Consider the following 21,238-nt stretch of genomic DNA (forward strand, 5'->3'; position numbering starts at 1 on the left):
GCTCAGGCCAGCTTGCCGACGGCGCCTTCGAGCAGCGCCCAGGCTTCGTCGCCGAAGCGGCCCTTCCATTCGCCGTAGAAGCCGGAGTCGCGCAGTTTTGCGCGGAACGAGTCCGGTGAAGGCGTGGTGAATTTCATTCCATTGCGCTGGAGATCGGCCTGCACGGTCGCATTGAACGTCTTGATGTCCTCGCGCTGCTTCAAGCCGGCATCGTTGATGGCGTTGCTGACGATGGTCCTGAGATCGGCGGGAAGGGCGTTGAAGGCGCGGGCGTTGGCGATGAACCAGAAGCCGTCCCAGATGTGGTTGCTGATCGCGCAGTACTTCTGCACCTCGTAGAGCTTCGCCACCTGGATGATCGGCAGCGGATTTTCCTGCGCGTCGACAATGCGTGTCTGCAGCGACGAATAGACCTCGCTGAATTGCAGGCTGGTCGGCGAGGACGAGAGCGCCTTGAACATGGAGATGCTGAGCGGAGACACGGGCACGCGGATCTTGAGGCCGTCCATGTCCTTGGCGCTCTCGATCGGCTTGGCGCCGCTGGTGATCTGGCGGAAGCCGTTGTCCCACATCTTCTCGAACGTATGGAGGCCGACCTTGGCCATAGCGGCACGGATATGCGCGCCGAGCCCGCCGTCCATCGCTTTCCAGACCTGATCGTAATCGGCAAAGGCAAAGCCGACCGCATTGATCGCGGCGATCGGCACCAGGGTCGCGACCACGAGCGCGGAGGGCGTGAAGAAGTTCAGCGCGCCGTTGCGCACCTGGGCGAGCATGTCGGTGTCGCCGCCGAGCTGGTTGTTCGGGAAGATGGCGATCTCGACCCGGCCATTGCTCTCCTTGGCGACGCGGTCGGCGGCTTCCTGGGCGCGGATGTTGAGGGGGTGCGTCAGCGGCAGGTTGTTGCCGTATTTCAGCGAAAAGTCGGCCGCCCGGGCCGGGCGCGAGAGACCGCCGATCAAGCCCGCGGCGGGGAGGACGGACAGGGCTTGCAAGGCGCGCCGACGGGTCAGGGACATGGGCTTCTCCTCCAACAGCGATTTGATGTTATTTGATGTTTCTGTGACAATGTTGATGCGAAAATTGCGACTTTGAGCTAGCATGTCAAACGATAAAGGTGATGGTTTTTGATGTATTCGACGATTGGGCCCCGGAATGAATAAACCAGTGGCTCCTTCGCTGAGCCGCATCGTTGACGTGGCGCGCCGGGCCGGCGTCTCCACGGCGACGGTGGACCGCGTGCTGAATCGTCGGCCCGGTGTGCGGGCGATGACGCAGCAGCGGGTGCTCGCTGCCGCGTCCGAGCTCGACTACATGCCGGCCGAGAACCTCCTGGCGGCGATGCGGCCCAAGCCGATGCGGCTGCTGTTCCTGCTGCCGGCCGGCACCAACCGCTTCCTGTCCACGCTCGGGCAGCTGATCGCGCATTCCGACGGCCGGCTCGCGCCCTTCAACGTCCATTGTCAGGTCGACACCATCAAGGGCTTCAATCCCGACCTGCTGGCACGTCAGCTCTGGCGGGCCCGCGACAAGGCCGACGGCATCGCTTTCATGGCGCTCGAGCATCCCGTCGTGAGGGAAGCCGTCGACCGATTAGCGGAGCACGGGGTGCCGACGGTGACGCTGATCTCGGATATCCTGAATGCGCGCCGCGCGGCCTATATCGGACTGGACAATCGCTCGATCGGACGCACCGCCGGCTATCTGATCGCGCGTTTTCTGGGCGAGCGTCCGGCCAAGGTCGCGATGATCGCGGGCAGCCGCAGCTACCGCGCGCACGAAGAACGCGAAATGGGCTTTCTGCACGTCTTCGAAGAACTATTCCCGGCGATCAAGGTCGTGGGCCTGCGTGAAGGCCACGATGACGCCGACCGCAACTATCGCCAGACGCGCATGCTGCTGGGCCAGCATCCGGATCTTGCCGGAATCTACAACATCGGCGGCGCCGCCGACGGTGTCGCTCGCGCCCTGAACGAAATGAACCGGGCGCACGACGTGGTCTTCATTGGCCATGGTCTGACCTCGGATACGCGCAGCTTTCTGCTCGATGGGACGATGGATGCCGTCATCACTCAAAATCAGCTCAACACGATGATGAGCTGTGTCGGCATCTTCGACAATTTGCGCGCCGGCCGCAGCGCCATGCACGGCATCGAGGCGCCGCGCAGCGAAATCATCTTTCGCGAAAATATTCCGGCGCTTGGGGGCTAGGATCCAAGGAGGCGGCTTGCTGGACCCATGGTCGGCCTGGTCGAGCGCATCCATGGCCTGATTGGCACGATGCAATTTTGCCGGTGTTTTGCCCGACGAGTCAAATGACCGGCGTCTGAAGACATCGGACTCGTCGAGCGGCTCAACGTGCGTTGCAGGAGAGATGCCTCTCGTTCTGCGCGCGCAAGGCAATTCACCCAAGCCTCATCTCGACTTAAGCCGCGCCACCGCGACCAACCGGCCAAGGGCGGTTCTACTGTGCATGGGGTTGTTTTTCAGTTTTTTGTTTGGCGAGGCGCCGGCAGGCGCTCTACAGGCCGGCCGCGACGCCCAGGCGGCCGATGCCGGGGAGCTTGAGCGCCGGCCGCCGGATGTCGATGCCCAGCACCGCGCCGAAGAAATTGATCTCGAACCCTTCGACCCAGCCGATCGTCATGCCGAGGTAACCCGATAGCGAGGCGTAGGCGCCGGTGCGGGAAGGGGTGATGCCGGCCCAGCGTCCGCTGTACGGATAGTCCTTGCCGACCGCGGTGGGTGGAAGGACGGCACGAAGCTCGGGAACGGCGTCCAGCGCCGCCTGCACGAAGGTGTTGGAATTCGGTCCGGGCCAGGCGCTGTAATCGCCGTAGGCGCGGAACTTGTAGGTCTCGACGACGTGGCGGATCTTGGGGATCAGCGCTTCGGCCCGTGCGCCGTCGACCGCCACGACGGTTTCGGGCATGGCGCCGAACCAGCGGCCGTCGGGTGCAAATCCGTTGCTCCGGATCGGGTCGCCCCACGCCGTGTAGTCGTATCGGCTGTAGGTGCTGGCACCTTTCTCCTTGACGACGATCCAGCTGTGGACGGCGAAAATGCTGCGCCACCGCACCGTGCGCGCGGCAAAGACCCGGATCAGCGCGTCCGGATTGGCCGATGCCGGCGGCAACAGGCCGGCGCTCGAGCGATCCGCCGTCTGCCAATTGCCCCGGCCATCGCCGAACAGATAATAGCGTCCGGCCGACAGTCCTATCGGCACGGAGACCAGCAGCAGGAAGAGAATCAAGAGTTTCCTCAAGGGCAGACGGGGGCAGGCGGGACGACACGATATAGTTCGCCCGGCGGGTCGCGCCAGCACGCTTCCGCTCTTGCATTTGGGAGGTGCGCCCCCATGTTCCCGATTATGATGAAACTGTCCCTCATCGAAGACCAAGCCATCCAGGCGCGAATCGCGGGCATCGCGGGCGCCGAGACGTTCGATCGCATCTTCGCCGGCATCCGATTCGACGAGATCGACGGCAATCTGCTGTTCGCCATTGCCAGGGACGAAGACTGCGCGAGCGAGATCGAGGACGAGTTCTCGCATCACCTCGCGGTGGTTGCGACTCAAGTCCTCGGGCAGAGCGTCGACGTGGTCGTGGTGCTGCCGAAGGTCCTGCAGTAGGCCTTATTTTGCCGTGCAAGCGGCCTCCCGGGCTTGCATCCATGCTTTCCAACGCAATCGTGAAATTGTAATGACGTGCTTGGGCGCTTAGGCCCAGTCCGCGTTGTCGACCGAGCTCTACGGCAGGGCTCGTCGGCGCGCGACTCTATTTCTAAAACAAAATTGGATACACATTGGCGTCCACCAAAAAAGCCCGGGCCGCGACCGGCGCGAAAAAGACCAAGGCCAAAAGCTCGAAAGGCGAGAGCCCGAAGACCAAGAGCTCGAAGAGCAAGGGTTCAAAGAGCAAGGGTTCGAAGAGCACAGAGAGCAAGGGCTCGAAAGGCAAGAGCGCGTCGCGTTCTACGGTCTCGTCCTCATCGCCGCTCGGCATGCTGGCGCTGCATCTGCGCGAGCAATGGGAGAAGTCTGGCCGCGACGGCCTCGTGTTCCTCTGCGACAATGAGAACAGGGCGGAGCGGCTGGGCGGCGTGATCCACGCGCTCGACCCTTCGGTCGACGTGCTGGTGTTCCCGCGACTGAACAATCTGCCATTCGATGGTCTGGAGCCGTCGCGCGAGATCGCGGGCAGGCGGAGCTCGGTGTTGCGGCGCCTTGCCAAGGCAAGGAAGCCGGTCTTCCTCGTATCGACCGCAGAAGCCATCATGGAGCGGCTGCCACTGCCGGCGAGCTGGTCAAAGACCAGCCTCAGCCTGAAAGTGGGCGCGGCCTATTCGGAAGCCGAGCTGGAGCGCCGTCTGGAAGCTCTCGGCTACGACCTCGACGAAGAGGCAGAATATCCGGGCGGCGTCCTGTTCCACGGCAAGACGTTCGAGGTGTTTCCCGCGGGCGGACTTGGTCCTTTCAGGATCGAACATTCCGACGGTGTTATCCGTAAGATCGTTGCCGTCGATCCGGTCGAGCATGAGGTCGTCTACGAGACCAGGGAATTGCTGATCGATCCGATGTCCGAACAGATTGCGCTCGGAGGCAAGCGCGGACAGCGGGCGACGCTGCCGGATTATTGCGCTCGCGCGCGGTGGATCGTGGATGCCGGCGTACCGGGCCATGCCGATATCTGGCTGGGCACCATCGAGGAGGCCGCTGGCCGCAGGGATGCGGAGCGCGAGTATCTCGGACGGGCGGACTGGAAGCGGCTGAAGAAGAGCATCAGCGTGCTTCCGCAAAAATCGGCCTTCACGCCGACGCCCGATTTCTCGAAAGCCTCATCGCCAAGAAAGATCCTCCGCGCATTTATTGACGACATGCAACGCGCCGGGTCGCGGGTGCTGTTCGTCGCGGCCGTCGAGGATGACCTTCGCGCAATGGAGCGGATGAGCGGCATCAAGGCGGAGCGCTGCGCCGATTGGAGCGAGGCGACGGAGGGACGGGATCGCGAAACGGCGTTCCTGGCCGACTTCGATGCCGGCTTCGTCGGGGCCGGCCGCAAGCCTCTCGTCATCGTCACCGCGTCCGACGTGCTCGGCAGCAGAGCCCATCATCCCCAGCCCATGGCGAGAGCCTGGACGGCCGCGTTCGATCATCCGGACGTCCCGGAGCGCGGCGCGGCGGTGGTGCATTTGCAGCGTGGGCTCGCTCTGCTCGACGGCTTGCAGACCCTCGCCATGGGGACGGGATCGCGGCGCGAGATGGTCAGGCTTGCGTTCGCGGGAGACAACGCCGTTCTCGTGCCGCCGGCCGATCTTGCCTTGATCTGGCCGTATGCGGCCGAGCCCGGCAAGCTGGCACGGGACAAGGCGGACGGAAGCACATGGTGGGCGCGGCGGACCGAGGCCGAGGCGGAGATTCAGGTCGCCGCCAAGGCGCTCGCGAAGCACATCAGCCAGCGCCACCGCCGCCGCGCGCCGAAACTGGTCGCGCCCGGGCCACTCTATGAAAGGTTCGTTGCGCGTTTTCCGTATTTCCCGACGGTCGATCAGGCGAAGGCCATTCAGGACGTGCTCGATGATCTCGCGGTAGGTCATCCCATGGACAGGGTGGTGTGCGGCGACGTCGGATTTGGAAAGACCGAGGTGGCGTTGCGCGCGGCAGCCGCCGTGGCGCTGTCCGGGAAACAGGTGGCGATCGCGGTGCCGACCACGGTCCTGGCGCGGCAGCATGTCGAAACCTTCCGCAAGCGCTTCGGTCCTCTCGGTATCGACGTCGGAAGCCTGTCGCGAGCGACCTCCGGCCCGGAGACGCGAGGGATCAAGGAGGGCCTGCGAAGCGGCAGGCTGAAAGTCGTTGTCGGCACGCAGGCGCTCTCTGCAAAGGATGTGAAGTTCGCCGATCTTGGCCTCGTCATCATCGACGAAGAGCAGCACTTCGGAGCGGCGGAGAAGGCGAAGCTTTCAGGCCTGGCAAAGAATGCCCATACGCTCTGGATGAGCGCGACGCCCATCCCGCGCACGCTCGCTGCTGGTCTTGCGGGCTTCCGGGATCTCAGCGTGATCGCAACGCCGCCGGTTCACCGGCTTCCGATCGTGACCAAGATCGCTCCGCTTTCGGATGCGGCCATTGCCGGAGCATTGCTTCGCGAGCGGCGGCGGCACGGACAGAGTTTTCTGATTTGCCCGCGCATCCAGGATCTGGAGCCGATGCTGGCGCGCGTGCAATCACTGGCGCCCGACCTCCGCATCGTCTGCCTTCATGGCAAGATGCCCGTCGACGACCTCGACGACCGCATGATGAGTTTCGTCGATGGCGAGGCGGACGTCCTCCTGGCGACCAACATCGTGGAAAGCGGTCTCGATATCCCGCGCGCGAATACCATCGTGGTGTGCTGGCCCGAAAAGTTCGGCCTCGCACAGCTCCATCAGCTCAGGGGGCGGGTGGGACGCGGCGGAACGCGCGCCTTCGCCTATCTGCTGACGGAGTCGACCTCGGAACAGTCCGAGAAGCGTTTGGCCGTCCTCGAGGAGTTCAGCAAGCCCGGCGCCGGCTTTGCCATCAGCGAGCGCGACCTGGACCTCAGGGGCGCCGGCGATCTGTTTTCCGAACAGCAGTCCGGGCACGTGCAGGTGTTCGGACCGGTGCTCTACAGTCATCTCCTGAAGCTCGCCTCGGAAAGAGTGAACGACTCGGGCGCCTTTCTGTGGGTGCCGGATCTCAATCTGCCTGTCGGCGACATGTTGCCTGAAGGTTATGTGCAATCGGAAGCAATGCGGCTCGAGATCTATGGTCGCGCCGCCAGATGCCGGAGCGACGACGATCTGGAAGACCTGGAGGAGGAGACCTCGCGCCGTTTCGGCAGGCTCCCGCCGGAGGCGCGCGATTTCTTTGCGGCCGCCAGGCTCAGGATCGATTGCAAGCGGCGTGGCATCGTCAGGCTCGATGTCGGGCCCGAGGCCGTCGCCGCGACTTTCCTCCCCGGGCGGCTGCGGAAATCCAGGGCGCGATCGCTCCAGCGCGACGGCGATCGCGTCGTCTGCGCCGCCCGCGGGCACGCGGACCCGTTCGGCCGGATCGAGGAATTCCTGGAGCTTCTGGACGAGTGAAGCAGGCGGGACCTACTGCGGTTCGATTCCGGCTGCCTTGATGATCCGGCCCCATTTGGCGATCTCCGCCTTCAGGAAGGCTTCGAGCGCAGCCGGCGTCGCGCGCTCGGCCTCAACCGGAGCCATGCTGAGCTCGGCGAAGCGGCTGATCAACGCAGGGTCCTTGAGTGCCGTCTGGAGCGCGCCGACGAGCTGGTCGATCACGGGCTTCGGCGTGCCGCGCGGCGCGTAGAGGCCATACCAGGTCGTCACATCGAATTCGGGAACGCCGGCCTCGGCCGAGGTCGGCACGCCAGGCAGTGTCGCGACGCGCGTCTTGCTCGTGATCGCGTAGCCCTTGATCGTGTTCGACTGGATATAGGGCGTCGGTCCCGTCGCGGGATCGCAATAGACGTCGATATGGCCGGCGATGACGTCGTTCAGTGCGGGCCCGCCGCCCTTGTAGTAGATTTGCGAGAGTTTCGTATCGGTGGTGCTCATGAACATCAGGCCGCAGAGCTGCGAGGCTGAGCCGAGACCGACATTGCCGAAAGTCATCTTGTCGCCCTCGCTGCGGATGCGCGCGATCATCTCGCCGAGATCCTTGGCCGGGAAATTCGGCCGGGCCACCAGGATCATTGGTACGTCCGTGACGAGCCCGATCATGGCGAAGTCGCCGACGGGATCGAACGGCAGTTTTGCGTAGAGCGCGGGCGCAGTGGCCTGGCCGACATGCATCAGGAGCAGCGTGTAGCCATCAGGCGCGGCCTTGGCGACACGGTTGGTGCCGAGTGTGCCGCCGGCACCGACGACATTCTCGATGACGATGGACTGCTTCAGCGTAGCGCTCATGGCGTTGCCGAGAATTCGCGCGATGACGTCGCCGGGGCCGCCGGCGGAGAACGGCACGATCATCGTTACCGGGCGGGTGGGGTAGTCGTCTGCGATTGCCGCGCCGCAGGGCAAGAGCAGGAGACACAGGATCAGCGATCGTACCAGAGACAACATCGAACACTCCCTGAATTCTTGTTTTTCTAGTCGTCGGAAGGCGCCGTCTCCTTGGCGGCGTTTCGTTCAATCATGTCGAGCGCGGCCACCGCAGCCGCATTGATGTGATCGACGCAGCAGCGCTCGGCGAGATCTGGATCGCCGTTCTGGATCGCGCGCCAGATCGCGGTGACCTCGCGGAGGCTCTTGTTGATCCGTTTCGGCTGCGACATCGACGTGATCCGCAACAGTTGGATCCGGTCGTGCAGCGGCTTGAGCATGCGCTCGATGAAGGCGTTGCGGCAGCCGCCGATCAGCGCGGCGTAGAAGTCGGTCTTGGCTTCGAGGCTTCCGACGAGATCCTGCTTGGCCGCGGCCGCCTTCAGCCGCGTCAAGGCTTCCCCGATCCGCCGAGCCACTTCCGGATCGTGGATTCTGGCGCATTCGCGGCCGGCGAATCCTTCGAGCACCGCGCGCGCCGCGTAGAGCTGCCGGGCTTCCTCGAGGCTGATCGTGGAGACCACGGGGCCGCGGTGCGGGACGATGTTGACGAGGCCGTCGGCTTCGAGGGCGCGCAGCGCTTCACGGATCGAGGGCCGGCTGACGCCCATCATCTCGCAAAGCTCGCGCTCGACCAGGCGCTGGCCCGGTTTGAGTGTTCCGGACATGATCGCCTCGCGCAGCTTTTGCGCGACCATCGCCCGGACGGTCGGGACGTCCTCGATGCGGAGTGTCGACTGCAATTCGCTACGTCTTTCCATGTCCGGACCCTGGTTGGGAAAAGTCAGTACCGGTTTACAGGCAGAATCATCATTTCGGCAATTTGAACGTGCGCGGGCTGGTCCAGGGCGAAGACGATCGAACGGGCAATATCGGCAGGCTCGAGCGCCATCCTGAACTGGTCGAAATAGTCCTTTTCCTTCTGCCTGTCGCCGCGGTAGCGGGTCAGGATGATGTTGGTCCGGGTCAGGCCTGGCTGGAGTTCGGTGACCCGGATGCCGGTTTCCGCCAGTTCGCCCCGCAGCGTCTCGGTGAACATGTGCACGCCCGCCTTGCTGGTGCTGTAGGCGGCCATATCGGGGACGATGCGGACGGCGTTGATGGAGCTGATGTTGACGACATGGCCGGCGTTGCGCCTGACCATGTCGGGCAGGATTGCGCGGGTGACGCGCATCAGGCCGATCAGATTGGTCTGGATGATGTTGGACCAGTCGTCGGCGGAGCCGGCATCGAACCGCGTCCGCCCGCCGATATCGTGCCCGGCGTTGTTGATGAGGACGTCGACCGGCTTGAACTGCGCGGGAATGGCGTCCGGCAGGCGATCCACGGCCTGCCCATCGCTAATGTCGAGCTGGATCGGAAACACCGCGTTGCCCGCCGTGGACGCGAGTTCGTCAAGCGCCTTGGCGTCGCGATCGACCAGCACGACGCGGCGGCCGCTTTCCAGCAAGGCCTTGGTGATGGCGCGTCCCATGCCGCCGGCGGCACCCGTCAGCACGACGCTCTGGCCCGATTGTTCAGTCATCGCAACACTCCCAATGCTTTCATGCGACCGACCAGCCGCCGTCGATCGGCAGGCTGGCGCCGGTGATATCGTTTGCTGCGGGCCCACAGAGAAAGACGACCATGGCGGCGACCGCATTCATTTCGACGAAACGCTGCGTCGGCTGGCGCTCGCCGAGATATTCCTTGGTCACATCGTCGACGGGACGGCCGCTGTTCGACGCGATCGTTGCGATCTTATTCAGGATCGCGGGCGTCGGCAGCGTGCCCGGGCAGAGCGTGTTGCAGGTGATGCCGCTCCGCGCCGTCTCGATCGCCACCGCACGGGTCATGCCCAAAATCGCAGTCTTGGTGGTGACGTAGTCGATGCGGTCTTCGACCGCGCGGCTCGAATAGATCGAGCCCATGCTGATGATCCGGCCCCAGCCGCGCTGCTTCATCGCCGGCAGCGCCAGGCGGATCAAATGGAACGGCGCCGAGAGATTGACCGCCAGCGCCTGCTCCCAGCGATCGGGCGGAAACTGCTCGATCGCGGAGAAATGCCTGACCACGGCGTTGTTGACGAGGATATCGATGGCACCGCAGCGGGCGAGCAGATCGGCCATCATGGCCTCGATCGCCTCGCGCCGGGACAGATCGACGGCGGCCGAGACGACCTCGACGCCGAAGCGGGCGCGGAGGTCATCCGCGGCCTGCTTCGGCGCGACGAGATCATGAAGGACGATATTGGCGCCCGCGCCGGCAAGGCCTTCCGCGACGGCGAGGCCAAGGCCCGCGGTCGCACCGGTCACGAGTGCCCATTTGCCCTTCATCGTCGTCACGCTCCGTTATTTCTTGTCGAGCTCGACGAAGACTTCCTTCGCGTTCCGGAACGCATCCACGCCGGCCGGCACGCCGCAATAGATCGCGACCTGCATGAAGACCTCGCGGATCTCCTCCTTGGTGGCGCCGTTGGCGAGCGCGCCGCGGACATGGGTCTTCAGCTCGTGTGGGCGGTTGAGCGCGCAGAGCATCGCCAGATTGAGGAAGCTGCGGGTCTTGCGCGTCAGGCCGTCGCGTCCCCAGACGTAGCCCCAGCAATATTCCGTGGTAAGGTCCTGCATCGGACGGTTGAACTCGTCCGCGGATGCGATCGCCTTGTCGACGAACTCGTTGCCGAGCACGCTCTTGCGGATTTCGAGCCCGCGGTCGTAGGTCGCCTTGTCCATGTTGTCCTCCGTTTCTCTTTCCGGCGTTGTCAGTTCTCAGTTCAGTTTTTGGGCCAGAACGGCTGCGCCAGCGCGAGCTGGGGCGGGAACACCGTCACCGGCACGCCGGACTGCCACTGCACGATGGTCATGCCGGCGCCGACGCGGCGGCCCTTCTCGTCGAACTTGATCTCGCCCAGCGGATAGTATTTCGAGGGGCCGGCATCCATGGTGCGCAGCGCCTCGCCGACGGCAACGCGGTCGGCCTTGCCGGCCTTCTCGAGCGCGTCCTTGATCACCCACATGTCGCCATAGGTGGAGATCGCATTCTGCGTCATCCACGGCTCCTTGTAGCGGGTCTTCAACTCGGCGATCAGCGCCTCGTGGCCCTTGGCGCCCCAGCTTGCGACGCAGGTCAGCACGCCCTGGAGGAGTTCGGGACTGACGGTTTGCAGCATGTCGGGCTCGGCGATCGCGATGCCGAACGAGATGGTCGGAATCTTGCCCTGGCCGAGGCCGAACTCGTTCATCTTCTCGAGCAGCAGTTTCGCGTCCGAGATCACCGTCGGCAGGAAGAACAGCAGATCGGGCTTGGCCGAACGGATTTTCTGCACCAGCGACGTCGCATCGGCCAGCGGCGGCGTGAACGTCTCGTCGACGATCAGCTGCAACTGGTTCTCCGCCAGCAGGCCCTCGCGCATCGCCTTTGCGGACGCGATCGAGGCCCCCGTGTTGTCGGTCAGGATCGCGACCGTCTTCGGCCGCTTGCCTGAGGCCGTCTCCGCCAGCTTGATGATTTGGGGCAACGCCTGCCGTGCCTGCGAACCTGCGGTAGCCGCGGTCTGGAACACGTATTTGAAGCCGCGGTCGGTGATCAGGTCGGAATAGGAGAGGGTGAGGACGGGCAGGCTGGCGCGCTCGGTGACTTCGGTCACCGCGAGCGTGAACGAGGACAGGTATGCGCCGCTGGCCGCAACCAGATCGGTCTCCTGCGCGACCATGCGCTGGGCGGCGTTCTTGGCCTTTTCCGTGGTGTCGCCGGAATCGAGCACGACCAGCTTCAGCTTGGCGCCGCCGAGCGCCTTGATGCCGCCTTGCGCGTTGATGTGGTCGACCGCCATCTCGGCGCCCTCACGCATCACCGTTCCCGGGCGGGCGTAGAGGCCGGAGATCGGCACCAGCAGGCCGACCTTCACCTCAGAAGGTTGCTGCGCCCAGGCCCGGGATGCGATCAGCGTACCGGAGGCGCCGGCAAGCAATGTTCGCCGCGAGATCGTGATCTTGCTCTTTGCAGTCATGACAATTCTCCTCCCTGAAAAATATCGCGACGCATCATGATTTCTTCGGCCAGAACGGCTGCGCCTGCGCGAGTTCGGGCGGATAGACGGTGACAGGCACGCCCGATTGCCATTGCACGATGACGACGCCGGCGCCGACGCGGCGGCCCTTCTCGTCGAATTTGAGCTGACCGCCCGGATAGTATTTCGACGGGCCGGCATCCATGGTGCGGAAGGCCTGTGCGACCGAATTGCGGTCGGCCTTGCCGGCCTTCTCCAGTGCTTCCTTCATCAGCCACATGTCGCCATAGGTCGAGATGACGTTCTGCGTCATCCAGGGCTCCTTGTATTTGGCCTTGAGCTCGGCGATCAGCGCCTCGTGGCCTTTCGAGCCCCAGTTGGCGACGATGGTCATGATGCCCTGCACGGTCTCCGGGCTCACGCTCTGGAGCATGTCGGGCTCGGCGATGGTGATGCTGAACGACACCGTCGGGATCTTGCCCTGGCCGAGGCCGAACTCGCTGATCTTCTCCAACCCCAGCTTGGCATCCGACACTGCATTCGGCATGAACAGGAGCAGATCGGGCTTGGTCGAGCGGACCTTCTGGATCAGCGGGGTGGCATCCGACAGCGGCGGGGTCCAGACTTCCTCGACGACAAGCTGGAGGCCTTCCTGTGCGAGCAGCTTTTCCTTGAGTGCCTTGGCGGTGGCGACGGATGTCGCGGTGTTGTCCATCAGCATCGCCACGGTCTTGGGCTTCTTGCCCGACGCGTTCTCGGCGAGCTTCATCAGCGTCGGCAGGCCCAGCTCGGACTGGCGGCTGGCGGTCGCGGCGGTCTGGAAGATGTATTTGAAGCCGCGGTCGGTCAGCAGGTCCGAATAGGACAGCGTCAGCACCGGCAGTTCGGCGCGCTCGGTGACTTCAGTGACGGCGAGGGTGAAGGACGAGAGATAAGAGCCGGTGGCGGCGACCAGATCGGGTTCCTGCGCCACCATGCGTTGCGCCGCGTTCTTGGCCTTCTCGGTGGTGTCGCCGCAGTCGATCACCACCAGCTTCAGCTTGGCGCCGCCGAGCGCCTTGATGCCTCCTTGCGCGTTGATGTGCTCGATGCCCATCTCGGCGCCCATTTTCATCACCTGGCCGGGGCGGGTGTAGATGCCCGACAGCGGCACGATCAGTCCGACCTTGACCTCGGCCGGCGCCTGCGCACGTGCCACGCCGGCGAGGCCGACGGCGGCGGCACCCGACAGCACGGTCCGGCGCGTCAGTCCTTTTGATATCCTGCCCTTCGATGTCTTGTTCATCTTGTTGTCTCCCTGCTCTTTGTTTTTGTTCGTCACATGCCGAGATAGGCTTTGCGCACGCGATCATCGGCGCGCAGCGTGTCGTTGTTGCCTTCGAGCACGACGTGTCCGGCTTCGAGGACATAGCCGTGGTCGGCTGACTCCAGCGCTTCCGCGACGCGCTGCTCGACCAGCAGCATGGTCAGCCCGGACTGACGCCGGATATCGATCAGCCGCTCGAAGATGAAGTCCGCTGTCGACGGCGCGAGACCCATCGAGGGCTCGTCCAGCATCAACAGCTTCGGCGAGGAGGCGAGGCCGCGGCCGATCGCGAGCATCTGCTGCTGGCCGCCGGACATCGTACCCGCGAACTGATTGCGGCGTTCCTTCAGCACCGGCAGCCATTCGAAGATGCGCTCGATATTGGCCTGCCAGTCGCGCCGGCCGCTTTCGGTCATCGCGCCCATTTCGAGGTTCTCCATCACCGTCAGCGACGGGAACACCTGGCGGCCCTCGGGGACGTGGGCGATGCCGAGATGGGCGCGCTGCGGCGGCGGCACGGCAAGAAGGTCGACGCCGTCGAACGTAATTGCCCCGCCGCTCGGCTTCACGATGCCGGAGATCGTCTTGAACAGGGTGGTCTTGCCGGCGCCGTTAGGCCCGACGATCGCAACGAACTGGCCGGCGCCGACATTGATCGACACGTCGTTCAGGACGGGCTTGGCCGAATAGCCCGCGCTCAGTCCCTCAATTCGCAGCATGGCCCACCCACTTCTTGCCGAGATAGGCCTCGATCACCCGGTTGTCGCGCGTCACCACTTCCGGCAGGCCCTCGGTGATGACGGCGCCGTGGTCGAGCACGAGGAATCTGTCGACCAGGCGGACCATCGCCTGCATGGTGTGCTCGATGATGGCGATGGTCGTGCCGTCGCGTGCGAGTTGCTGGATCACGGCGACGACCTCGTCCGCCTCGCCGTGGCCGAGGCCCGCAAGCGTCTCGTCGAGCAGCAGGATGCGGGGCTGGCCGGCGATTGCGCGGGCGAGCTCCATCAGCCGCAGCTCCTTGGTCGAGAGTTCGCCGGCGACACGGTTAGCCACGGCGGAGAGCCCGACGCGGGCGACCGCGTCGGCGGCAAGCTTGCGGGCCTCCGCGTCGGAGCCGGCGCGCACATAGGCCCCCACCACGACATTGTCGAGGATCGACATGCGCAGGAATGGGCGCATGACCTGGAAGGTTCGCCCGATGCCGGCCTCGCAGATCACGTGCGGCCGTTGGCCGGACATGTTGCGGCCGTCGATCAGCACCTCGCCCTCGCTCGGTTTCAGGAAGCCGTTGAGGAGGTTGAACAGCGTGGTCTTGCCGGCCCCGTTCGGGCCGATGATGCCGAGGATCTCGTTCTTGTGCAGCTTGAAGCTGACGTCCTGAACGGCTTTGAGTCCGCCGAAGGAGCGCGAGAGGTTGCGAACCTCGAGCATCACCTCGCCGGTGGCCGCACGCTGCCGCGCGGCGGGCTTCAGCGCCGTGACGTTGGCGACGGCCGTTTCCGGAGTGACGCTAGCCGTGGCCCTGGATGCATTTCGCTTGCGCAGGAGATCGCGCAGTTTCCAGAACAGGCCTTCCGGCGCGAGCAGGATGACGCAGACGATAGCAAGGCCGAAGATGACGCCCTGAATGCCGGGGATGCGTGCACCGGCCTCTGCGTGCAGGATCTCGGCGAGTGGGATCAGGATGACGGAGCCGATGACCGGCCCCCAGACCGTGCCGACGCCGCCGAACATCGCGACCGTGAGCGCCTGCGCCGACACCAGCATGCCGAACACCGATTGCGGGGTCACGACCAGCAGCACCTGCACATAGAACCCGCCGATGGCGGCGGCGATCGCGCCGCTCAGCGTGATCGCGCGCAGCTTCCAGGCCAGCGTGTTGATGCCTGCGGCTTCTGCCGCAGCCTCGTTCTGCTTGATCGCGAGCAGCGCCATGCCGAAGCGGGATCGCTCGATCACCTGCGTCAGCACGATGGTGGCAAGCATGATCGCAAGCCCCAGCAGCGTGTAGATGTGGGGATCGGAGAACTGCATATAGGCGATCGGCGCGTCGCGCTTGATCGGAAGCGTCACCTCTTGGAAGCCGAGCCACTCGAACACGTAGAGAATAGCGAGCGGGTAGGCGAGCATCGCGAGCGCGAAGTAGTGGCCCTGGAGGCGGAAGGTCGGGAATCCGATCAGCAGCCCGGCGATGCCGCCGAGCATGGCGGCGACCGGGATCAGCAGCCAGGGGGAGATATCGAAATAGATCTGCCCGAGCGCGGTCGCATAGGCGCCGATCCCAAAGAAAGCGGCGTGGCCGAACGAGATCAGCCCGGTGTAGCCGCTGAGCAGATTCCAGGACAGGCCGAACACTGCCCACACCGGCACCAGCGTCAGGATGAGCTGGTAGTAGGAGTTGGTGACGCCGAGTGAGATCCCGGCGTAAGCGAGCGTGAAGAGCAGGGGAGGCAGCAGTGAACGCATCCGGAGCATGGTCACGTCCTCTCGACCATGCGCCCGAAGAAACCTTGCGGACGGAAGAAGATGATGAGGAGGAAGACGGCGAAGATCGCGGCGTTCTGCAATTGCGTCGGCAGGATCAGCGTGGACATCTGCTGCACGAGCCCGATCGTCATGCCGCCCCAGAAGGCACCGATGATGCTGCCCATGCCGCCGAGCACGACGCCGGCATACATGACGATCACGTATTCGAGGCCGACGAAGGGGTGGAACGGATAGTTGGTCGCGAGCAGGCCGCCGGCAATCGCGGTGATGCCGCAGCCGAGCGCGAAGGCCGTGCGGTGCGCGCGGTCGACGTCGATGCCCATATAGGTCGCGGCGGTCGGATTGTCGGCGGCGGCGCGCAGCGACTTGCCGATCCGGGTCCGCGTGATCAGCAGCGAGAGCAGAATCATGATCGCGAGCGAAACGATCGCGTCGATGCTGCGCGCCTTGTTGAGGAAGATGCTGATGTCGAAGAAGGGAACGAGCTCCCAGGCCGAGCTCGACAGCGGCGTACGGATCGAGGCCAGCACCGATCCGAAAACGATCAGGCCGCCATTCTGCAGGATCAGCGCGATGCCGAGCGTCAGGATGAGCTGGGCGTAATGCCCTTCGCCTTCCAGCGAGGCGGTGCGTGTACCCGAGACGCGCGAGATCAGGGCCAGATGGACGAAATAGCCGAACACGGCGAGCACGGGGCCGGCCAGCAGGATGGCCACGAACGGCCCCACCGTGTTGCCGAACAGCGCCTGGATGCCGGCGGCGGTGAAGAGATAGAAGGCGGCATACATGCCGAGCATCATGAAATCGCCATGGGCGAAGTTGATGACGCGCATGACGCCGAAGATCAGGCCGAGCCCGACACACATCAGGCCGTAGACGGCGCCGATCAAAAGGCCCGCAGCGAGCGCTTGAAAGAAGCCTTCCATCAGCCCCGCCTCCGCGCGGCGCGAGCGCCGGCTTGCTGGCGATTGTGCGCCGTCGGCACTGCTAGGCTGGTCTCCCGGTCGACCATGTTTCCCCCGTATTGTTTGGCATTTCTTATGATGCCGATCGTAAAACTCGTTCCGGCGCATCCAGACGACACCGCGCTGCGATGTCGCCGGCATTGCCGAGCTGCTCGCAGCCGTCGATGAGTTGCTCGAGCCGGTGCGCGCGATCGTCGCCAAGGACTCTGGTTGCGGCGGCGCGGAAGCGCGCACGAATATCTGAAGGCGTTGCGGCGATGACGTCGGGCAAAGCGTGCCGGATCGTCCGGCCGCTGCGCAGATGCACGGTCACCTCTGCGCCCTGCTTGCCGGGGAAGGCGGCGGTGAAGCCTGGATCTGCCCCGAGATCGGTGACCGCGACCAGGCGAATGATGTCGGCATCATCGAGTTCGGAATAGTTCTCTTCCTCGATCTCGCCCCGCGTCAGCGTCGCAGCAACGCTGAAGGGAATGCTCATCTTGGCCTGAAGCGCGTTGCGATAGGGCCCCATGGAGTCGCAGCCGGGATAGCGAACGGCGGCATCGGGTGCGCGAATGATGACGCGGTCGATCTCCTCAGTGCTGGCGAGCTCGTGCGAGACGCGAAGCGCTGCTTGGGCCGCGGTCTGCGCGAAATTGCAGGCCGGGACCGGCTTGTTGTAGACGGCCATGATCTCGCTCTCGCCATCGGGGAAGAGCGTCATGCTGTCGGGCGCGGCCTGGCGGCGATAGGCGGCGAACAGGCCGGCTTCGCCCTCCAGTATGGTTTCCGAGCCGAATGCGCCGGCCGCGGCAAGACCGATCGCCTTGATGGCGTTGCTGGAGGCAAAGCCGGGATGAAAATACATGTCGGAGCCGCCGGCATGCGGCCACTCGTTCAGCCCGCTGGACGTATTGGCCGCGATCGCGACGGCGCTGGTTGCGGCGTCCTCGGAGAGGCCAAGCGCGAAACTTCCCGCCAGCGCCGCGCCCGGAGGTGCGACCAGCCCAGTCGGGCGATAGAGGCGTGCGAGGTCGGAGGTCAGGAGCGCGCGGCCGATCCGCGCGCCGGTCTCATAGCCGATGATGGCGGCAGCGAGCAGCCTGGCTCCGTGCAGCGGCGTCTGCTCCGACAGCGCGAGCAGCGTCGGCCAGATCACGACGCCGTGGTGCGCGATGCTGGCCGCGTGCATGTCCTCGCGGACGAGGCCGTGCCCCATGACGGCATTGGCAAAGGCGGCATCGGCCGACGAGGAGAGTTGTGACGTCCCGATGATCGTTGCAGTGCCGCCGGCTTGTGCGATCGCAACCGCCTGACGGCTCCAGGGATGCTGGCCCGCCTCGAAGGCGCAGGACAAGAAGTCGAGCAGGCAGAGCTTTGCCTTCGCGACGACCTCCGGCCCGAAATCTCCAAGATCAAGCGCAAGCACGCTCCGCGCCATCTGGCGCGCGAGCGAGACCTTGCCTGATCCGGTCGGGCCGATCGTCATCGCAATCGCTCTCCCTGAAGGCTTGCGTGATCAGCCGCGCATCTCGACCCCGGCCCACTCCTCGAGCACCTTGGCGATCGAGGTGAAGTCGGACGACGCGCCATACTTGGCGTTGGTGATCGCGAGCATCTGCCGCACCACCGCGCCGCAGACCATCGGCACGCCCATGGCCTCGGCCTCGTCGACGCAGAGCCGAACGTCCTTGTAGGAAAGGCCGGTGGCGAAGCCGAAATCGAACGTGCCGGGCAGCACCGCGCGGGGGAACTTGTCTTCGGACGCGCTGTTGCGGCCGCTGCTGGCGTTGATGATGTCGATCAGCACTTTTGCGTTGACGCCGCCCTTGACGCCCATCGCGACGGCTTCGGACGTGATGACCAGCGCCGCGGCCGCCATCAGGTTGTTGGCGAGCTTGGCCGTCTGTGCCACGCCGGGCTTGTCACCGGTGTAGAACAGCTTGCCGAAATTCTTCAGGATCGGCTGCACGGTCTCGTAGGTCGCCTGCGGGCAGGACACCATCACGGCCAGCGTGCCGTTGACGGCGCCCTTGATGCCGCCGCTCACGGGCGCATCGACCAGCGTCATGCCTTTGGCCTTCAGGCCTTCGGCAACGATCTTCGCGGCGCCGGGACCCGAGGTCGAGAGATCGATGACGATCTTGGCGCGGTTGCCGCTGCTGATACCGTCTTGTCCGAGCGTGACGGCCTTGACGATGTCGGGCGTCGGCAGGCTGGCGAGCACGATATCGGCGCGCGAGGCGACGTCGGCCGGCGATTTGCCGAGCTGCGCGCCGCGCTTGACCAGCGGCTGGGTTGCATCAGCTTGCGTGTCATAGATCACGAGCGAATAGCCCGCGTCGATCAATCGCCCCGCCATGGGGCCGCCCATGCGGCCCGTGCCGATTACGCCGAGAATCTCTCCCGCCATCGTCTACTCCCTGTCGCGCGACCCGTGACGGGCGCGCCTTCTTGATCTCGTTGGTCAAACGCTTTCGCCGGCCGGCCTTCTCGGCCGCCGTCGTCGTGGCAGCGGGATCCCGCGCCAACGGGCCGGATTGTTATGATTGTCAGACAAGCTGTCAAGCATAACATTTGGGGTCGACAGTTTGCCGCGGATCGTCATATGGTCCGGGAAAACGAGGAAGACGCCCCGCGTGCCGCAAGCTTCAATTCCGAGTGTGAGCAAGACGCTCGCCGATTTCGTCGCGTCCTCGTCGTGGGCGGACGTGGAGGCGCAGAGCCCTGAGGCGAAGCGATCGATCCTCAATTTCTTTGCGACCGCGCTCGGCTCCGCACGCGATCCGGTGGTCACGGCCGCGATGCGCACGCTGTCGCCGTTCAGCGGCGCCGCGACATCGACAATCATCGGCCATTCGCAGTCCATGGACGCGCTGTGCGCGTCGTTTCTCAATGCCATCTCGGCGAATCTGCTCGACTTCGACGACACGCATCCTGAAACGATCATCCATCCGGCCGCGCCGGTCGCCGCGCCGATATTGGCGCTGGCAGAGACGCGCAAGCTGACGGGGCGCGCGGTGCTGACCGCGTTTATCCTTGGCGTGGATGTGGAGTGCCGCATCGGCAATGCAGTCTCGCCGCGTCATTATGCCCGCGGCTGGCACATCACCTCGACCTGCGGGATTTTTGGCGCTGCGGCGGCGTGCGCGAAGCTGTTGGGCCTGCCCGCGGAAGGGATTGCGAACGCGATCGGACTTGCGGCGAGCCAGTCGGCCGGCAATGTCGAGAATCTGCCAAGCGCCGCCAAGAATGTCAGCGTCGGCAATGCCGCACGTAACGGGTTGTTCGCCGCGCTGCTCGCGCAGCAGGGCTATGAGGCTGCGCCCCACGCCATCGAAGGTCCGCTCGGCTGGGCGCGTACCATGGGGGATGAGCCGGATCTCGCCCGCATGCTCGATGGCCTCGGAAAGACCTGGGAGATCGCGAAGAGCACCTACAAGCCCTATCCCGCCGGCATCGTGTTCCATTCGGTCATCGACGCCTGCCTGCTGTTGCGCGAACGAATTGGACGACGCGTTGACCGGATCGAGTCGGTGACAGTGCAGGGCTCGGCACTGCTGCTCGCGCGCGGTGATCGCCCCGTGAACAACGAGCGCGATGCGCGCGTCAGCATCCATCATTGCGTGGCTTGCGGACTGTTGCTCGGCGCGGCCGGTGTGGCCGAGTTCGCGCAGGAGACCGTGGTCCGGCCCGATATCGTGCGGCTGCGGCAGAAGGTGAGGGCGGAGCTTGATGCTCAGATGCCCGACGGCGCTGCGCGCGTCACCTTGCGCCTGTCGTCTGGTGAAATTCTCACAGAGACCGTGACTTCGCCGCGCGGCAGCCGGGCTGCGCCGCTTACAGACGGCGATCTCGAGGCCAAGCTGCGCGAAGGCGTGCGGACCGATCGAAGTGACTGGGACGCGGACCGCGTCATCGACGCAGTCTGGCGGCTCGACGCGGCGGATGACGTCGGCGCGCTGCTGCAATCACTGCGGCCGCCATCGGCGTCGCGCCAAACAATTTCCAACTAGAATCTCTCAAGACCGGAAAGGGACGATCATGAGCAAGACCGAACTGTTCGAAAAGGGCCTCAAGGTTCGTAAAGAGGTGCTGGGCGAGGACTACGTCAACAAGTCGATCGCCGGTGCCGACGAGTTCACGCGCACGATGGCGGAGTGGTCGACCGAATTCTGCTGGGGCGCGCTGTGGACGCGGCCCGGCGTCGACCGCCGCACGCGCTCGATCGTCAATCTGGCGATGCTGGGCGCACTGAACCGCCCGCACGAACTGAAGCTGCACGTCAAGGGCGCCCTGAAGAACGGGCTGACCAAGGAGGAGATCAAGGAGATCCTGCTCCAGGTCGCGGTCTATTGCGGCGTGCCCGCCGGCATCGACGCCTTCCGCAACGCGCGCGAGGCCTTCAACGAGGTCGACGCGGGGTCCTGAGTCCGC

The 21,238-nt window shown here is 64.9% G+C and carries 19 protein-coding genes; 5 read left to right on the top strand and 14 right to left on the bottom strand.

The window, feature by feature from the left end; genetic code table 11:
* Positions 1-2: 2 nt before the first annotated feature.
* Positions 3-1,019, bottom strand: a complete 1,017-nt coding sequence (locus CT676_RS36590; protein ID WP_135216553.1) for a TRAP transporter substrate-binding protein — start codon at positions 1,017-1,019, stop codon at positions 3-5.
* 136 nt (positions 1,020-1,155) lie between these two features.
* Between CT676_RS36590 and CT676_RS36595 the strand changes: the two genes are divergently transcribed.
* Positions 1,156-2,211, top strand: a complete 1,056-nt coding sequence (locus CT676_RS36595; protein WP_135216554.1) for a LacI family DNA-binding transcriptional regulator — start codon at positions 1,156-1,158, stop codon at positions 2,209-2,211.
* Positions 2,212-2,521: 310 nt separating this feature from the next.
* On the opposite strand, the gene CT676_RS36600 is transcribed toward CT676_RS36595, so the two are convergent.
* Positions 2,522-3,253 (bottom strand): DUF3750 domain-containing protein, encoded by a 732-nt coding sequence (locus tag CT676_RS36600; RefSeq protein WP_135216555.1) that lies wholly within the window; start codon positions 3,251-3,253, stop codon positions 2,522-2,524.
* Positions 3,254-3,370: 117 nt separating this feature from the next.
* On the opposite strand from CT676_RS36600, the gene CT676_RS36605 reads away from it, so the two are divergent.
* Complete coding sequence (locus tag CT676_RS36605; protein WP_071917581.1) at positions 3,371-3,631, top strand: hypothetical protein; 261 nt, start codon at positions 3,371-3,373, stop codon at positions 3,629-3,631.
* 371 nt (positions 3,632-4,002) lie between these two features.
* The gene (locus CT676_RS36615) at positions 4,003-7,107 is read left to right on the top strand and encodes a DEAD/DEAH box helicase (RefSeq protein ID WP_135216557.1); all 3,105 of its coding nucleotides are present in this window, start codon (positions 4,003-4,005) and stop codon (positions 7,105-7,107) included.
* A gap of 12 nt (positions 7,108-7,119) precedes the next feature.
* On the opposite strand, the gene CT676_RS36620 is transcribed toward CT676_RS36615, so the two are convergent.
* The 12 genes from CT676_RS36620 to CT676_RS36675 form a co-directional block, all read right to left on the bottom strand.
* Positions 7,120-8,094 (bottom strand): tripartite tricarboxylate transporter substrate-binding protein, encoded by a 975-nt coding sequence (locus CT676_RS36620; protein WP_038941751.1) that lies wholly within the window; start codon positions 8,092-8,094, stop codon positions 7,120-7,122.
* Between the two features lie 26 nt (positions 8,095-8,120).
* Positions 8,121-8,834 carry a GntR family transcriptional regulator gene (locus tag CT676_RS36625; protein ID WP_135216558.1) on the bottom strand — a complete coding sequence of 238 codons (714 nt, stop codon included), beginning with the start codon at positions 8,832-8,834 and terminating at the stop codon, positions 8,121-8,123.
* A 23-nt stretch (positions 8,835-8,857) separates the two neighbouring features.
* A complete protein-coding gene (locus CT676_RS36630) occupies positions 8,858-9,598 on the bottom strand; it encodes an SDR family oxidoreductase (RefSeq protein WP_135216559.1) in 741 nt (246 codons plus the stop codon).
* A 19-nt stretch (positions 9,599-9,617) separates the two neighbouring features.
* On the bottom strand, positions 9,618-10,388 hold the full coding sequence (locus CT676_RS36635; RefSeq protein WP_135216582.1) for an SDR family oxidoreductase: 771 nt from the start codon (positions 10,386-10,388) through the stop codon (positions 9,618-9,620).
* Positions 10,389-10,403: 15 nt separating this feature from the next.
* Positions 10,404-10,784 (bottom strand): carboxymuconolactone decarboxylase family protein, encoded by a 381-nt coding sequence (locus CT676_RS36640; RefSeq protein WP_135216560.1) that lies wholly within the window; start codon positions 10,782-10,784, stop codon positions 10,404-10,406.
* Positions 10,785-10,825: 41 nt separating this feature from the next.
* Entirely contained in the window at positions 10,826-12,061 is a 1,236-nt protein-coding gene (locus CT676_RS36645; RefSeq protein WP_028155747.1) for an ABC transporter substrate-binding protein, read from the bottom strand.
* Positions 12,062-12,095: 34 nt separating this feature from the next.
* On the bottom strand, positions 12,096-13,346 hold the full coding sequence (locus CT676_RS36650; protein WP_135216561.1) for an ABC transporter substrate-binding protein: 1,251 nt from the start codon (positions 13,344-13,346) through the stop codon (positions 12,096-12,098).
* 32 nt (positions 13,347-13,378) lie between these two features.
* A complete protein-coding gene (locus tag CT676_RS36655) occupies positions 13,379-14,086 on the bottom strand; it encodes an ABC transporter ATP-binding protein (RefSeq protein ID WP_014496464.1) in 708 nt (235 codons plus the stop codon).
* Complete coding sequence (locus CT676_RS36660; RefSeq protein WP_193560930.1) at positions 14,073-15,845, bottom strand: branched-chain amino acid ABC transporter ATP-binding protein/permease; 1,773 nt, start codon at positions 15,843-15,845, stop codon at positions 14,073-14,075. The genes CT676_RS36655 and CT676_RS36660 overlap by 14 nt, the downstream gene beginning before the upstream one ends.
* Before the next feature lie 2 nt (positions 15,846-15,847).
* On the bottom strand, positions 15,848-16,783 hold the full coding sequence (locus tag CT676_RS36665; RefSeq protein ID WP_135216563.1) for a branched-chain amino acid ABC transporter permease: 936 nt from the start codon (positions 16,781-16,783) through the stop codon (positions 15,848-15,850).
* A gap of 112 nt (positions 16,784-16,895) precedes the next feature.
* Positions 16,896-18,290, bottom strand: a complete 1,395-nt coding sequence (locus tag CT676_RS36670) for an MmgE/PrpD family protein (RefSeq protein WP_135216564.1) — start codon at positions 18,288-18,290, stop codon at positions 16,896-16,898.
* Positions 18,291-18,320: 30 nt separating this feature from the next.
* Positions 18,321-19,214, bottom strand: coding sequence for an NAD(P)-dependent oxidoreductase (locus tag CT676_RS36675; RefSeq protein WP_135216565.1), 894 nt, complete (start codon positions 19,212-19,214; stop codon positions 18,321-18,323).
* A 226-nt stretch (positions 19,215-19,440) separates the two neighbouring features.
* Between CT676_RS36675 and CT676_RS36680 the strand changes: the two genes are divergently transcribed.
* Together CT676_RS36680 and CT676_RS36685 are read left to right on the top strand one after the other, a co-directional pair.
* Positions 19,441-20,817 carry an MmgE/PrpD family protein gene (locus CT676_RS36680; protein ID WP_135216566.1) on the top strand — a complete coding sequence of 459 codons (1,377 nt, stop codon included), beginning with the start codon at positions 19,441-19,443 and terminating at the stop codon, positions 20,815-20,817.
* A gap of 28 nt (positions 20,818-20,845) precedes the next feature.
* Entirely contained in the window at positions 20,846-21,232 is a 387-nt protein-coding gene (locus tag CT676_RS36685) for a carboxymuconolactone decarboxylase family protein (RefSeq protein ID WP_027575101.1), read from the top strand.
* Positions 21,233-21,238: the final 6 nt, after the last annotated feature.

Origin of the sequence: Bradyrhizobium sp. MOS001, from assembly GCF_004634465.1 — a bacterium.
Lineage (GTDB): Bacteria > Pseudomonadota > Alphaproteobacteria > Rhizobiales > Xanthobacteraceae > Bradyrhizobium > Bradyrhizobium barranii.

What these genes read in the sequence shown, in the direction of transcription:
- CT676_RS36670 (WP_135216564.1), bottom strand. Translation starts at nt 18,290, where the DNA reads ATGACGATCGGCCCGACCGGATCAGGCAAGGTCTCGCTCGCGCGCCAG.
- CT676_RS36675 (WP_135216565.1), bottom strand. Translation starts at nt 19,214, where the DNA reads ATGGCGGGAGAGATTCTCGGCGTAATCGGCACGGGCCGCATGGGCGGC.
- CT676_RS36650 (WP_135216561.1), bottom strand. Translation starts at nt 13,346, where the DNA reads ATGAACAAGACATCGAAGGGCAGGATATCAAAAGGACTGACGCGCCGG.
- CT676_RS36625 (WP_135216558.1), bottom strand. Translation starts at nt 8,834, where the DNA reads ATGGAAAGACGTAGCGAATTGCAGTCGACACTCCGCATCGAGGACGTC.
- CT676_RS36595 (WP_135216554.1), top strand. Translation starts at nt 1,156, where the DNA reads ATGAATAAACCAGTGGCTCCTTCGCTGAGCCGCATCGTTGACGTGGCG.
- CT676_RS36620 (WP_038941751.1), bottom strand. Translation starts at nt 8,094, where the DNA reads ATGTTGTCTCTGGTACGATCGCTGATCCTGTGTCTCCTGCTCTTGCCC.
- CT676_RS36685 (WP_027575101.1), top strand. Translation starts at nt 20,846, where the DNA reads ATGAGCAAGACCGAACTGTTCGAAAAGGGCCTCAAGGTTCGTAAAGAG.
- CT676_RS36640 (WP_135216560.1), bottom strand. Translation starts at nt 10,784, where the DNA reads ATGGACAAGGCGACCTACGACCGCGGGCTCGAAATCCGCAAGAGCGTG.
- CT676_RS36660 (WP_193560930.1), bottom strand. Translation starts at nt 15,845, where the DNA reads ATGCTCCGGATGCGTTCACTGCTGCCTCCCCTGCTCTTCACGCTCGCT.
- CT676_RS36630 (WP_135216559.1), bottom strand. Translation starts at nt 9,598, where the DNA reads ATGACTGAACAATCGGGCCAGAGCGTCGTGCTGACGGGTGCCGCCGGC.
- CT676_RS36590 (WP_135216553.1), bottom strand. Translation starts at nt 1,019, where the DNA reads ATGTCCCTGACCCGTCGGCGCGCCTTGCAAGCCCTGTCCGTCCTCCCC.
- CT676_RS36615 (WP_135216557.1), top strand. Translation starts at nt 4,003, where the DNA reads ATGCTGGCGCTGCATCTGCGCGAGCAATGGGAGAAGTCTGGCCGCGAC.
- CT676_RS36645 (WP_028155747.1), bottom strand. Translation starts at nt 12,061, where the DNA reads ATGACTGCAAAGAGCAAGATCACGATCTCGCGGCGAACATTGCTTGCC.
- CT676_RS36665 (WP_135216563.1), bottom strand. Translation starts at nt 16,783, where the DNA reads ATGGAAGGCTTCTTTCAAGCGCTCGCTGCGGGCCTTTTGATCGGCGCC.
- CT676_RS36635 (WP_135216582.1), bottom strand. Translation starts at nt 10,388, where the DNA reads ATGAAGGGCAAATGGGCACTCGTGACCGGTGCGACCGCGGGCCTTGGC.
- CT676_RS36605 (WP_071917581.1), top strand. Translation starts at nt 3,371, where the DNA reads ATGATGAAACTGTCCCTCATCGAAGACCAAGCCATCCAGGCGCGAATC.
- CT676_RS36655 (WP_014496464.1), bottom strand. Translation starts at nt 14,086, where the DNA reads ATGCTGCGAATTGAGGGACTGAGCGCGGGCTATTCGGCCAAGCCCGTC.